Source organism: Pseudomonas sp. S3_A03, assembly GCF_054668275.1.
The window spans coordinates 525,348-538,733 of the sequence record NZ_CP162753.1 but is presented as its reverse complement, the minus strand read 5'-3'; the positions used below and the strand labels follow the sequence as shown (position 1 = coordinate 538,733).

Sequence of the window (13,386 nt, the reverse complement as noted above, 5' to 3'; positions counted from 1 at the left end):
TTTTTGGAGTTAACCGGCAAAGCGATGGCAAGGCTTGCCGGGTACATCAACATCAATGGCCAGCACGGCACCGTCCAAGGGGTGAGCCAAGGGGCTGGCCGCGCTGGTGATAAACAGGGTGGTGAGGTTGGGCCCACCGAACACGCAACTGGTGGGGCGGCTGACCGGCAGTTCGATGATGCGATCCACCTCGCCCGCAGGCGTCAGGCGCAGCAGGCAACTGCCATCCCAGCGGGCGTTCCAGATAAAGCCCTCGGCGTCCATGGCCGAGCCATCCGGGCCGCCGCGCGTGTGCGGCCCAAACCACACCCGTGGCGGTGCGAGCTGGCCATCGGCGTGGATCGAATACTGATAGAGCGTGCCGTCCAGGCTGTCACCGAAATGCACCTGGCTGCCCTCCTCGTTCCACAGCAAGGTGTTGGGAATGCCCAGGCCTTGCAGCAACGGCGTGACCCGCGCATCGGCATCGATACGGAACAGGCCGCCGGAGCGCCGGGTAATCGGCAGGTCTTCACCCTCCTCGCCAATGTTGTTCTGCATGGTGCCCAGCCACAGGCGCCCCTGGGCATCGCAGCGTGCTTCATTGCCACGGTTGCCCGGTTGCGGGTCGGCCACGCAGAGCAGGGTCAAGGCTTCGGTCGCCAGGTCCAGCCGATAGACGCCGCTGCTCAGGGTCACCAGTGCATCGCCGCGTTCACACGGGATAAACGCCGAGACATGCTCGGGCAACTGCCAGATGCGCAATTGCCCGCCCATCAGGCGCAGCGCTTGTTTACCGGCGATATTGACCCAATACAGCGCCTGGGTCGGCACGTCCCAGAACGGCCCTTCGCCCAACTGTGCACGGTGTGCAGTGACCGCATTCCACAACATGAAACCTCCGGGTTCCTTACAGCGACTCGCGCGATGGCGTGCCGTCCACCAGGCGCTGGATACGCAGCGGGTTGGCGTTTTTCAACGCGTCGGGCAGCAGGCTATCAGGGTAATTCTGGAAGCACACCGGACGCAGGAACCGGTCGATGGCCAAGGTGCCGACCGAGGTGCCACGGGCATCGGACGTCGCCGGGTACGGGCCGCCATGCACCATCGAATCGCACACTTCGACGCCGGTCGGGTAGCCGTTGAGCAGGATGCGCCCGACTTTCTGCTCCAGCAGCGGCGTGAGTTCGGCGAACTGTTGAAAGTCCGCCGGCTCGCCGATGACCGTCGCGGTGAGCTGACCGTGCAGGCCGTGCAAGGCGGCGCTCAGTTGAGCCTGGTCGGCCACTTCGACAAACACCGTGGTGGGGCCGAACACTTCTTCCTGCAGAGCCTCATCGCCGTTGATCAGCAAGCTGACATCGGCTTTGAACAGTTGTGGCTGCGCCTGGTTGCCGGACTGGGCATTGCCCGCCAGGTGCTGGATGCCAGGGTGCGCCAGCAGTTTTGCCAGGCCCTTGCCGTAGCTGCTCAAGGTGCCGGCGTTGAGCATGGTCTGCGCCGGTTGCGCGCCAATCAGTTGCGCCACCTGTTGGGTGAACGCGGTGAATGCCGGCGAGGCGATGCCGATCACCAGGCCTGGGTTAGTGCAGAACTGACCGCAGCCTTGCACCACCGAAGCGGTCAGGTCGCGGGCGACGGTTTCGGCGCGGGCGTGCAGGGCCTGGGGCAACACGATCACCGGGTTGATGCTCGACATCTCGGCAAACACCGGGATCGGCTGCGGGCGTGCCGCCGCCATATCGCACAGGGCACGACCGCCTTTGAGCGAACCGGTAAAGCCCACTGCCTGGATCGCCGGGTGCTTGACCAGCGCCTCACCGACGCCGCCACCGAAGATCATATTGAACACGCCGGCCGGCATCTCGGTGGCTTCTGCCGCGCGGATGATCGCATTGGCGACCTGTTCCGCCGTGGCCATATGGCCGCTGTGCGCCTTGAAGACCACCGGGCAACCGGCCGCCAGCGCAGCGGCGGTGTCGCCGCCGGCGGTGGAAAACGCCAGGGGGAAGTTGCTGGCCCCGAACACGGCGACCGGGCCGAGGCCGATGCGGTATTGGCGCAGGTCCGGGCGCGGCAGTGGCTGACGATCCGGCAGCGCCCTGTCGATACGCGCACCGTAGAAATCACCGCGACGCAGCACCGTGGCAAACAAACGCATCTGGCCGCTGGTGCGCCCGCGCTCGCCTTTGATACGCGCAGCCGGCAGTGCGGTCTCGCGGCACACCAGCTCGACAAAATTGTCGCTCAGCGCATCCAGCTCATCGGCGATGGCGTCCAGGAACTGCGCGCGGCGCGCGGCACTCAGGGCGCGATAGGCCGGGTAAGCCTGCGCGGCGGCCTGGGCGGCGGCGTCGACTTCCTGCGCGGTGGCCTGGTAGAAATCCTGGGGCAAGGCTTGGCCCGTGGTGGCATCGACGCTTTGCAGCTTGACGCTACCGTTGGCGCTGCGCTGGCCGCCGATGAAATTGTGGCCGAGGAACTGGGTCATGGTGGTCTCCTTTAAAGGGTGATGACGTTGCCGGGTTCGAATGCCGCATCAACGCTGCCGACACTGTTGACCAGCGGCGCGCCGAACTCGGCCTGGCTGATCTCGAACACGTCGCCCGGCTGGGTACGTATACCGTCGGCAAATGACAGCGTGGCGGTGCCGAAAAAGTGGATGTGCACATCGCCCGGCTTGAGGAACTGGCTGTATTTGAAGTGGTGGTATTCGAGATTTTCCAGGCTGTGGCACATATTGGCCTCGCCGCTGAGGAATTCGTTCCGCCAGATTTCCTCGCCGTTGCGCAGGATACGGCTGGTGCCGGCCAGGTGCGACGGCAGTTCGCCCACGCGCAGTTCCGGACCATAGCTGCAACTGCGCAGTTTGGAATGAGCCAGGTACAAGTAGTTCTTGCGCTCCATCACGTGGTCGGAAAACTCGTTGCCCACCGCAAAGCCCAGGCGATAGGGCTTGGCGTCGTGACCGATCACATAGAGGCCGCCGATCTCCGGCTCTTCACCGGCGTCTTCGGCAAATGGCGGCACCGGGAACGCTTGGCCGGGACGCACGACGATGCTGCCGTCGCCCTTGTAGAACCACTCCGGTTGCACACCGGCCTGGCCGGCGGCGGGTTTGCCACCCTCCACGCCCCATTTGAAGATGCGCATGGTGTCGGTCATGGCGCTGTCGTCGCCGGCCTGCTGGTGCATCTTGTCCCGCGCCGAGGCACTGCCCAGATGGGTGAGGCCGGTGCCGCTGATCAGCATATGAGCGGGGTCCGGATGGTCCAGCGGCGGCAGAATTTTCTGCTCGGCCAGCAAGGCTGCGTAGTCATGGCTGGCGCCCAACCCGAGGCTTTCGACCTGCTGTTGCAGCTTGATGCCCGCTTCGATGGCGGCCAGCGCCAGTTCACGCACGCTTTGCGCACCCAGCACTTCGCGCAATTGGCTGCCGTCTACGACGCCGACACGACGCTGGCCATTATTGAGTTCGAACTGCACTAAACGCATGAAGGTTCTCCAAAAATTAAGTACGTGTGGCGCCACGGGCGCTGGCGGCGAATTGGTCGGCCGGCAGTACATGCTTGCGCTCAAGCACGCGATAGACCACGCCGGTCAGCACCAGCCCGAACACCATCACCGTCGACAGAAAGTACAGGCCCGAGGCCAGATTGCCGGTGTATTCCTTGAGCGCGCCGATCACGAACGGACCGATATAACCGCCGAGGTTGCCCACCGAGTTGATCAACGCAATGCCCGCCGCCGCACTGGCGCCGGCGAAGAAACGCCCCGGCAAGGTCCAGAACACCGCCGTGCAGGAAAACAGCGCGAACGCCGCCAGGCACAGCGCCGCCATTTGCAGCACCGGCGCGCTCAGCCAGGCGCTGCAGAACAGCCCGATGGCGCCCAGCACATAGAGCACGGCGAGGTGGCCGTAGCGGTCGTTCAAACGGTCGGAACTGCGCGGGATGATCAGCAGGCCAATGATGCCGAAGATGTACGGCACGGCGGAGATGAAACCGGTGGTGAGGTCGCTGCCGCCGAACTGCTTGATCAGGGTCGGCAACCACAGGCCCAGGCCGTAGATGCTCAGGGTCACCGGCAGGTAAAACAGCGCCAGCAACAGCACGCGCTTGTCTTTGAGCGCATGCAACGGGTTGCCGTGGCGGGTCTGGCCGTAGGCTTGCAGGTCTTTGTTCAGCTCACCAGTCAACCAGGCCTTTTCGGCGTCGTTCATCCACTTGACTTGTTTCGGGCCGTCCGGCAGGTAACGCAGCACCGGCCAGGTCAGCAGGATCGCCGGCGTACCGATCACGATGAACAGCCACTGCCAGCCGTGCAGGCCGAAGATGCCGTCCATGCCCAGCAGGCCGCCCGAGACGGGGCCGGTGATCATCATCGCGATCGGCTGGGAGAGAATAAACAGCCCCAGGATTTTGCCGCGATGGCGCACCGGGAACCATTGGGTGATGTAGTACAGCACGCCCGGAAAGAACCCGGCTTCAGCCGCGCCGAGCAAAAAGCGCATCACATAGAAGCTGTGCGGCCCCTGCACAAAGGCCATGCCGATGGTAATGGCGCCCCAGGTGATCATGATGCGCGCGAACCAGCGCCGCGCGCCGAAGCGGTCGAGCATCAGGTTGCTGGGGATCTCGAACAGGAAATAACCAATGAAGAACAACCCCGCGCCCAGGCCGTAGGCCGCGTCCCCGATGCCGACGTCGGCACCCATGTGCAACTTGGCGAAGCCCACGGCGGAACGGTCCACGTAGGCAATCAAGTACAGCAGGATCAGGAAGGGAATCAGTTTCAGCGTGATGCGCCGGATAAGCCGCAATTCCTCGCTCATGGGGGTCGATCTCCGATTGTTGTTCTTATAGGAATCGGGAACGCCTCTCGCGGAAATCCGCCAGGGTCGTGCCTCAGTTGAGATCGACTATATAGTAGTACTATTTGCGAAACAACTCTTCCAAATGGAAGAATTTGCGCTTATGTTTAGCCGCAGAGAGAACATATAGTCATACAATAAGAGAATCGATCATGTCTGATAAAAAGCCCGGCCTACGCTCCGCCCAGTGGTTTGGTACCGCCGACAAGAACGGCTTCATGTACCGCAGCTGGATGAAGAACCAGGGCATTGCCGATCACCAGTTCCATGGCAAGCCGATCATCGGCATCTGCAACACGTGGTCGGAGCTGACCCCGTGCAACGCGCATTTCCGCCAGATTGCCGAGCACGTCAAACGCGGCGTGATCGAGGCCGGCGGTTTTCCGGTGGAATTCCCGGTGTTCTCCAACGGCGAATCCAACCTGCGCCCCACCGCCATGCTGACGCGTAACCTGGCGAGCATGGATGTGGAAGAGGCCATTCGCGGCAACCCGATCGATGGCGTGGTACTGCTGACCGGCTGCGACAAGACCACCCCGGCCCTGCTGATGGGCGCCGCCAGTTGCGACGTGCCGGCGATTGTGGTCACCGGCGGGCCGATGCTCAATGGCAAGCACAAGGGCCAGGACATCGGCTCGGGCACCGTGGTGTGGCAGCTCAGCGAACAAGTGAAGGCCGGCACCATTACCCTGGATGATTTCCTTGCGGCAGAGGGCGGCATGTCGCGCTCGGCGGGCACCTGCAACACCATGGGCACCGCGTCGACCATGGCCTGCATGGCCGAGGCGCTCGGCACCTCGTTGCCGCACAACGCGGCGATCCCGGCGGTGGATGCGCGGCGTTATGTGTTGGCGCACATGTCCGGCATGCGCGCGGTGGAGATGGTGCGCGAAGACTTGAAGCTGTCGGAGATCCTGACTAAAGAAGCGTTTGAAAACGCGATTCGCGTGAACGCCGCCATCGGCGGTTCGACCAACGCGGTGATCCATTTGAAAGCCATCGCCGGGCGCATCGGCGTGGAATTGGACCTGGACGATTGGACCCGCATCGGCCGCGGCATGCCCACCATCGTCGACCTGCAGCCGTCGGGGCGTTTCCTGATGGAAGAGTTCTACTACGCCGGCGGCCTGCCCGCCGTGCTGCGCCGCCTCGGCGAAGCCAACCTGATCCCGCACCCGAACGCCTTGACCGTCAACGGCAAGACCCTGGGCGAGAACACCAAGGACTCGCCGATCTACGGCCAGGACGAAGTGATCCGCACCCTCGACAACCCGATTCGCGCCGACGGCGGCATTTGTGTGCTGCGCGGCAACCTGGCCCCACTGGGTGCAGTGCTCAAGCCGTCGGCGGCCAGCCCTGAGCTGATGCAGCATCGTGGCCGCGCGGTGGTGTTCGAGAACTTCGACATGTACAAGGCACGCATCAACGACCCGGAGCTGGACGTGGACGCCAACTCGATCCTGGTCATGAAAAACTGCGGGCCCAAGGGTTACCCGGGCATGGCTGAAGTCGGCAACATGGGCCTGCCGGCCAAGCTGCTGGCCCAGGGCGTGACCGATATGGTGCGCATCTCCGATGCACGCATGAGCGGCACGGCATACGGCACCGTGGTGTTGCACGTGGCACCGGAAGCCGCCGCGGGTGGGCCGTTGGCCACGGTCAAGGAAGGCGACTGGATCGAGCTGGACTGCGCCAATGGCCGCTTGCACCTGGACATCCCCGACGCAGAGCTGGCGGCGCGCATGGCTGACCTGGCGCCACCGCAGAACCTGATCGTCGGCGGCTACCGCCAGCTGTACATCGACCATGTGCTGCAGGCCGACCAGGGCTGCGACTTTGACTTCCTGGTAGGGTGCCGTGGGGCTGAAGTCCCGCGTCATTCCCACTAATTGGGATGCTATGATGCCGCGAATTTAAGCCAGAGCATCCCGCCCGTTATGGATCACCAGCCGCCCAAGCCGCGCAAGAGCATGCATGCCCAGATCGTTCAGGACTTGGGCATGCACATCGTTTCCGGTCGCTTCAAGCCCGAAGAAAGGCTGCCCATGGAGGCCACGCTCTGCGAGGAGTACAAGGTCAGCCGCTCGGTGCTGCGTGAAGCCACGCGAGTGCTCAGCGCCAAGGGCCTGGTGTATTCCAAGCCCAGGGTGGGCGCGGTGGTGCGGCCGCGCTTGAAGTGGCACTTGCTCGACCCGGACGTGCTGTCCTGGCTGATGCAGTCCACGCCCCATAGCGAGTTCTTCAATACCCTGGCGGGTGTGCGGCGCATCCTCGAACCGGAAATCGCCGCCATGGCCGCGACCACGGCCACCGATGAAGACATCGCCATTATCGAGAAGGCCTACTGCGGCATGGAAACCGCGAAGACCCACGAAGACCTGCTACAGGCCGACCTGGACTTCCACCGCGCTATCGCCGACGCCACGCGCAACGATCTGCTCGCGTACATGTGCAACATGCTGTCGTTGCCGCTGCGCGAATCGATCAACATCACCAACCGGCGCCCGGACATTCAGGGCTTGAGCCTGCCCCGGCACAAGGCGATCCTCACCGCGATCCAAAACCGCGACGCACTGGGCGCGCGGCATGCCTCGCTGGTGCAGTTGGATGACACGCGAGTGGCGCTGGATACGGTGATGAATGTGTTGACGCCGCTTTAAAGCCACTGGAGAGCCAAATGTGGGAGGAGGCTTGCTCCCTCCCATATTTGGAGTTTCACCTATCTTGAGAGCGTGGGCCTGCCCACACGTCCCGCAAGCGCTTTAACGCAAGCCGTAGGCGTGAATGCCGACGTCGTAAAGGTGACTTTGCCTGGCCCAGAACACGCGGTCGCTGGCGCCGTCGAAGCCGCGGATGCCGTGTTCAGCACCGTCCAGCGCCAGACGTCTCCACGACTGGCCCCAGTTCGTGGAATAGAACACCGCCCCCGACGAGATGCTCGCCTTGCCCCACCAGTACAGCCAGCGCGGGGGTTGATGTTGGCTGTAGGTGCTGATCATCAGGCTGTTGCGCCCCACCCACAGTTTTTGGGCCACGGTGCTGGCGGCCAATGGCGAGAACACATTGGGCACCTCGCCCAAAGGTTGCCAGGCCAGGGTGGTGGTGTTCATTTCAGCGACCACGGCCTGCCCATCCGGGCCATGGTCGATCAGGCCAAGCACACGCCCCGCGCCATTGTTGGCAAGGTCGGTGATGTACAGGTCGTCTTCACGCTGGGCAGTGCCCGTCTGCCATTGCCCGTCCACGCGCGTCAGTTCCACGCGCGTGGTGACGCTGACGCTCACATTGCCACCCTTGTCATCGGGGGCGACGCCCCAGAAGCGCTGGGACACCCAGATGTAGGCGCGTCGGGCATCCAGTTGCAGCACGTGGGTCACCTGATCGTTCGAGTCGTGCCACTGCTTGATATCCGGGCGTTTGCGGCTCACGTATTCACGCCCTACCACCAGCGGGTGTGGCGTCGCGATCAACGTACTGTGCAGGCCGCCATCGGCGGAGTAATACACCCCGGTCGATACACGGTTGGATTCATCCTCCATCTCATCGGGGAAGCTCCAGGCCCAGACCTCGTCCTTGCTGTAAAAGTACGGATCGAGCAGCATCAGCGCGCCCCCTATCGCGGGGAATAGTTCGCCGGCCAACAAGGTCCAGGTCTTGCCTTGGTCATCACTGGTGAACACCACCTGGCCATCGGCCCCGTTGGGCCGCTTGAGGTCGGTGAGCAGCAACACGCGCGCGCCATCGGCACTGGCCACCAGGGATGCGGCGCCGCTGAGCTGGGCCACTTGCTTGAACTGGCCGTCAGCCTCCAGCCGCGACACGATGGTGGTCTGGGGCTTGCTGCGCGAGAAATAGCCGAAATAGGTGTTTTGCTCTTGCGGCGCCTTCGGCGCCTTGCCGTAGAGCTGCTCGGTCAGGTTTACCGGCCCGGCGGACGGTTCGAAGGTGTGATATTCGTCGTCTACCAGCCCCACCAACCATGTGCCTTGAGCCGTCACCACCACGCCGGTTCCCGACTCGCCAAAATCACGTGGCGTCAGGCCCTGCAAGCCCCCCACCCCCCCCCCCCGCCTGCTGATCCAGGCTGGCGCCGCCGATTTCCAGCTTGGGGCCGGTGATAATCCACATGTACCACAGCGCAGCGCCGACCAGCAGCGCGACGACCAGGCGGGGGATAAGGATTGAACGAGGCATGGGATGTCCATCTCCGGGAAAATGGGCACGGTTTTCTCATCTATCGGGCAAGCGGTAAACGCTTATTTGAGGGAACGCGGGGTTTTCTGCCGAGACTGTGAGGTGGCGTGCAAACACCCGCGGATGATGCACGCCACCAGGCAGAATTACAGGGAGTAGGAGATACCCACCTGCACCGTGCGCGGCGCGCCGGGATAGGCGTAGATATTGCCGAAGGCGCCTTCTTCGTATTCACGATTGAACAGGTTCTTCACGTCCAGGTTCAGGCGTACTTGCTCGTTGACTTTGTAGTAGCTGAGGAGGTCGACGACGGTGTAGGCGTCCATGGAAAACGCCGTGTTGGCGGTCTGGCCCGCACGCTGGTCGACGTATTTGCCGCCGGCACCCAGGCCCAGGCCCTTGAGGGCGCCGTCCTGGAACTCATACACGTTGAGCAGGCTGAAGCTGTTGCGCGGGATGTTCAGCAGGCGCGTACCGGATCGGATCGCATTGTCCTTGGTGACCTCGGCGTCCACATAGGCATAGCCACCGATCACACGCCACTCAGGGGTGAGATTGCCGGCAACGTTCAGGTCGAACCCTCGGCTGCGCACTTCACCCGCCGCGACGCTGAAGGTGCTGATCACCGGATCGGTGGTGAGTACGTTCTTTTTCTCGATCTGATAGATCGCCGCGTCGACGCTCAGTTGGCGATCCAGAGCTTCCCACTTGATGCCCATCTCGTAGGATTTGCCCTTTTCCGGCTCGAAGCCACCGCCTTCGCGCGCAGCACCAGTGTTGGGCTTGAACGAGCGTGCGGCATCGGCATAGACCGCCACGGTATCGGTGAGGTCATAGATCACCCCCACGCGTGGGGTGACGGCGTTTTCTGCGGTCTGAAAAGGGTTCACGCCGGGCACATAACTTTCGTAGTCATGCTCAAACCGTTCAAAACGCGCGCCAGCCAGGACTTTCAAGCGTTCAGTCAGGGCCACCTGGTCCTGCACGAAGGCCGCGTAGGTCTTGAGGTTTTCCTTATCGTGGGTCGGCGTACGGGTCAGTGCCGGGCGTGGCTGACCATAGACCGGGTTGAAAATATCGATCGGAAAAGTTCCGGCTGCAAGGCTGGAGCGCTGGATGATTGACTTGTAGTCGTAGTCTTCGTATTCGACGCCAGTGAGCAGCGTGTGCTCCAGCCCACCGGTGGAGAAGTGCCCCGTCAGATTGAGTTGGTAGTCCTTGTCGGTCCACTCCAACTTGCGATAGTTGAAGTTGCGCTGAAGGGTACGCCCATCGGCGCCCAGGCTATTGGCGTTGTTAGCCTCTACGCCATTGCCTTTCATGGTGCCGTCCAACCATTGGAAGCCACCGCCCAGGGTCCAGTTGTCGTTGAGCATGTGCTCAAAGCGCAACTGCGCCACATTGTTATCGTTGTGCAGATCACCGGCGTATTTTTCGCCCCAGAACGTGTCCCGCGACGGGGTACTGCGCTGGTTCGCGAAACGCGTCAAACCACGGTCCAGCGGGTGATTGTTGCGTATGAAATCACCCTCGAAGATCACCTTGGTCGCATCGGTGGCCTGCCAGGTGATCACCGGGGCTACGCCGTAGCGTTCGGTCTCAACGTGATCACGGAAGGTGTCGCCGCCCTCGCCCACCACGTTGAGGCGATAGGCCAGGCGGCCTTCTTCGTCCAGCGGGCCGGAGGCATCCAGGGTGCCGCGCTTCATGCCCTGGTCATTCAATTGGCTGCCAAGGGTCACAGTGCGTTCGGCCAGCGGCTGCTTGGACACCACATTGAAGGTGCCGCCGGGATCGCCACGACCGTACAGCATGGTCGCCGGGCCGCGCAGCACTTCAAGGCGTTCGATGGTATTGGCGTCGGGGGTGGCCGGATAGCCGCGGTTTACGGGGAACCCATTGCGATAAAACTCGGCTGTGGTAAAGCCACGCACGGTGAAACTGGTAAGCCCCTGCCCGCCAAAGTTGTTGGCCCGGCCCACACCGCCAGCGTAATCCAGGGCGTCTTGCAGACGGGTCGCACCGATGTCCTCGACCACGTCCTTGGACACCACGCTGATCGACTGCGGGGTTTCATGAATCGAGGTATCGGTGCGCGTCGCACTCGCTGAACGCGTGGCGTGGTAGCCCTTGACCGGCCCCTGCGCCGTCTCGTAGTCCGCGGCGCCGGTCACGTTGGTCGCTTGCAGTTCGAGGCTGGCTTTTTCGGTGGGCGAAACCTCTGCCCAGGTAAAAGGCGAAAACGCCTGAAGCACGCAGATGGAAATCAGGGTACGACGCATGGATGTTGCACCTAGTGAATGAGCCAGATGGGGCGGCAAACCTGCCAAGAATTCGCGGCGCATGGTATATCAACGCATTCTTGTTTGATATCTATTCTCATTCGTTATTTTTTGGGTATCCGCTTTGTGACGTTCTCCCGCACCCGCGCGCCATCCAGGTACACACAATCCTTGCCATTACCCTTGGCGGTGTACAGGTTGCGGTCGGCACACTTGAGGACCGCCGACATGTCGGCACCCGCCGAGAAACGCGTCATGCCTGCACTGCAAGTGTAATGATGGGGCGGCGCGACGCTGCTGCGAATCGCCTGCAACAGGCGCAGTGCGAAATCGCCGGCAGCCCAAGGGTCATCCCCCAGCACCAACACACCGAACTCTTCGCCGCCGATCCTGCCGAAACTGTGGCTGCCTGGGGTGTTTTTGAGGCTGGCGGCCATGGCGCAGAGAATCCTGTCGCCAACATCGTGGCCGAACTGATCGTTTTTCAATTTGAAACTGTCGATATCCAACATCATGAACCAGCCGCCTTCATTGGCGGCGATCAACTTGGCGAAGCTCTCCATGAAAGCGCGCCGGTTGAGGATGGAGGTCAAGTAATCAGTCTGGGCCAATTCACGAAACTCACTTTCCACCAACAACACTGAGCGCAGGTTTTTCAAGTAGGAGAAGCTCAGGATGAAACCAATCGACACCGACGATAAGCAGAAGATGAACAGATAGGTCTGCGCACCCGGGTAAAAACCCGCCGTGATGGTGGGCCACAGCACGGCCCACACCAATGCCGCGCAAAAGCAGAAAATCCGCGACGGCGATAAAGAGGATGGCGCTGCTGATGACCACTGTCACCGCGAGCGGTAAGGCAAACACCTGCAGTTCAACGTTGGCGCTGATCACGTAGGCGAAGCCGGCGCAGAGCAGCACCGCGTAGACCACGCCCAATAGAGCGCCACACCCGATAATTGACCGCCACGCGATGGCAGCCAAACACGATCAGCAAGCCCAGCGTGATCGCCATCAGGTCCAGCCCCCATATCACCGGGCTCGCCAGCAACACCCCCAACCAAGCGATGATTCCGAGCAATTCGGCCTGGGTGACTGCAGGCGATAACAAGCGCTGCATTCGCGGCCTGAGCTTCAAAATAGCCGGCATGATTTCCTTCCCTGTATTAGTTGCCTATGTACTATCGGCCTGGCTCAACTGAAGGCTGTGTAAGCACGTCGCAAACGAATACGCCATAAAGCGTCTGACCAAATAAATAAACGGCGGCAGCACTTCAAGTTGGGTCTTTGAATGAATCTTGAAATATCCCCGGTCCGCGCCCTCTTGTACCAAACGAATAACATGGGTTTTGGACACCGATAACTGCTCTGCGATTGCAAGATAGGAAGACGACCTGAAACTTGCACCCTGGTTATCCGGCGCACAGGCATCGTTATAAATCGCCAACATCAACATGTGCCCGGCATCGCGCTTTACCAGCCAATAACAGTCAGGCAGTAACAGATCGATGGTCGCGTTGTGCGTCAGCAGAACCGAAAAACCTTTGAAATAACGTGCCAGGTAAGTGCGGTCATCCAACCCCACCATTTGCGCGACAACGGACTTTTCGGGGCACATCACGCCCAGTGGCTCCACCACGGACGCGAGCATCAGCCTGATCTCCCGGCAGGCCTGGGACGAAGGCCTGAATACCCGCAAGCGGCTGTCATCGGAATGGCCCGTGACCTTCATGAACCCCAGCGCCCGGAACAACAGGAAGATCGACTCCAAACTGTTTCCCGAACAGAACCCGCGCGTCATGCAAAACTCTTTGACCTCGGAGAGTAACGGCACGGGCTTGGAGAAATAAGTGCTCAACAGCGTAAAGGACACCATCAAACGGCTGAACTTTAACGCGGTCTTGTAAAAAAACGGTCTCTTTGAATAGGGCTCCAGCAACATTATGTAATGATTGCGCACGCACGCTTCAAACTTTTCATGACGCTCAAACGCTTGCGCCGAATGCTCCATTGCCAACTTCAACGAACTGCCACACATGAGAAAGAGCCCTGATCAAA

Annotated in this window: 10 protein-coding genes and 1 pseudogene; 2 read left to right on the top strand and 9 right to left on the bottom strand. The window is 61.7% G+C overall.

All coding sequences use genetic code 11. The features are described 5' to 3' along the window. Nucleotides 1–9: 9 nt before the first annotated feature. From AB4O25_RS02470 to AB4O25_RS02455, 4 genes are read right to left on the bottom strand one after another with little or no spacing between them, the layout of a single operon-like run. Nucleotides 10–873 carry an SMP-30/gluconolactonase/LRE family protein gene (locus AB4O25_RS02470; RefSeq protein ID WP_217856369.1) on the bottom strand — a complete coding sequence of 288 codons (864 nt, stop codon included), beginning with the start codon at nt 871–873 and terminating at the stop codon, nt 10–12. Between the two features lie 16 nt (nt 874–889). Beyond that, the gene (locus AB4O25_RS02465) at nt 890–2,470 is read right to left on the bottom strand and encodes an aldehyde dehydrogenase (NADP(+)) (protein ID WP_217856367.1); all 1,581 of its coding nucleotides are present in this window, start codon (nt 2,468–2,470) and stop codon (nt 890–892) included. Between the two features lie 11 nt (nt 2,471–2,481). Beyond that, the gene (gene araD1 / locus AB4O25_RS02460) at nt 2,482–3,474 is read right to left on the bottom strand and encodes an AraD1 family protein (protein ID WP_116079630.1); all 993 of its coding nucleotides are present in this window, start codon (nt 3,472–3,474) and stop codon (nt 2,482–2,484) included. Nucleotides 3,475–3,490: 16 nt separating this feature from the next. Beyond that, complete coding sequence (locus tag AB4O25_RS02455; protein WP_017528384.1) at nt 3,491–4,813, bottom strand: MFS transporter; 1,323 nt, start codon at nt 4,811–4,813, stop codon at nt 3,491–3,493. 191 nt (nt 4,814–5,004) lie between these two features. On the opposite strand from AB4O25_RS02455, the gene AB4O25_RS02450 reads away from it, so the two are divergent. Then, nucleotides 5,005–6,741, top strand: coding sequence for an IlvD/Edd family dehydratase (locus AB4O25_RS02450; protein WP_460150416.1), 1,737 nt, complete (start codon nt 5,005–5,007; stop codon nt 6,739–6,741). Nucleotides 6,742–6,789: 48 nt separating this feature from the next. After that, nucleotides 6,790–7,512, top strand: a complete 723-nt coding sequence (locus AB4O25_RS02445; RefSeq protein WP_017528382.1) for a FadR/GntR family transcriptional regulator — start codon at nt 6,790–6,792, stop codon at nt 7,510–7,512. 102 nt (nt 7,513–7,614) lie between these two features. Here the strand turns inward: AB4O25_RS02445 and AB4O25_RS02440 are convergent, their stop codons facing one another. From AB4O25_RS02440 to AB4O25_RS02420, 5 genes and pseudogenes are all read right to left on the bottom strand, one after another. Continuing rightward, nucleotides 7,615–8,901, bottom strand: a complete 1,287-nt coding sequence (locus AB4O25_RS02440; RefSeq protein ID WP_460150414.1) for a hypothetical protein — start codon at nt 8,899–8,901, stop codon at nt 7,615–7,617. Beyond that, nucleotides 8,879–9,046 carry a hypothetical protein gene (locus AB4O25_RS02435; RefSeq protein ID WP_460150413.1) on the bottom strand — a complete coding sequence of 56 codons (168 nt, stop codon included), beginning with the start codon at nt 9,044–9,046 and terminating at the stop codon, nt 8,879–8,881. The genes AB4O25_RS02440 and AB4O25_RS02435 overlap by 23 nt, the downstream gene beginning before the upstream one ends. A gap of 146 nt (nt 9,047–9,192) precedes the next feature. Further along, complete coding sequence (locus AB4O25_RS02430; RefSeq protein ID WP_460150411.1) at nt 9,193–11,328, bottom strand: TonB-dependent siderophore receptor; 2,136 nt, start codon at nt 11,326–11,328, stop codon at nt 9,193–9,195. Between the two features lie 104 nt (nt 11,329–11,432). Beyond that, nucleotides 11,433–12,478: pseudogene (locus AB4O25_RS02425) on the bottom strand (GGDEF domain-containing protein). 24 nt (nt 12,479–12,502) lie between these two features. Then, complete coding sequence (locus AB4O25_RS02420; RefSeq protein WP_017528378.1) at nt 12,503–13,339, bottom strand: hypothetical protein; 837 nt, start codon at nt 13,337–13,339, stop codon at nt 12,503–12,505. Between the last annotated feature and the right edge of the window lie 47 nt (nt 13,340–13,386).

Excerpts from the sequence above, each read along its gene's own strand:
- AB4O25_RS02470 (WP_217856369.1), bottom strand. The coding sequence starts at position 873 with ATGTTGTGGAATGCGGTCACTGCACACCGTGCACAGTTGGGCGAAGGG.
- AB4O25_RS02465 (WP_217856367.1), bottom strand. The coding sequence starts at position 2,470 with ATGACCCAGTTCCTCGGCCACAATTTCATCGGCGGCCAGCGCAGCGCC.
- araD1 (WP_116079630.1), bottom strand. The coding sequence starts at position 3,474 with ATGCGTTTAGTGCAGTTCGAACTCAATAATGGCCAGCGTCGTGTCGGC.
- AB4O25_RS02455 (WP_017528384.1), bottom strand. The coding sequence starts at position 4,813 with ATGAGCGAGGAATTGCGGCTTATCCGGCGCATCACGCTGAAACTGATT.
- AB4O25_RS02450 (WP_460150416.1), top strand. The coding sequence starts at position 5,005 with ATGTCTGATAAAAAGCCCGGCCTACGCTCCGCCCAGTGGTTTGGTACC.
- AB4O25_RS02445 (WP_017528382.1), top strand. The coding sequence starts at position 6,790 with ATGGATCACCAGCCGCCCAAGCCGCGCAAGAGCATGCATGCCCAGATC.
- AB4O25_RS02435 (WP_460150413.1), bottom strand. The coding sequence starts at position 9,046 with ATGCCTCGTTCAATCCTTATCCCCCGCCTGGTCGTCGCGCTGCTGGTC.
- AB4O25_RS02430 (WP_460150411.1), bottom strand. The coding sequence starts at position 11,328 with ATGCGTCGTACCCTGATTTCCATCTGCGTGCTTCAGGCGTTTTCGCCT.
- AB4O25_RS02420 (WP_017528378.1), bottom strand. The coding sequence starts at position 13,339 with ATGGAGCATTCGGCGCAAGCGTTTGAGCGTCATGAAAAGTTTGAAGCG.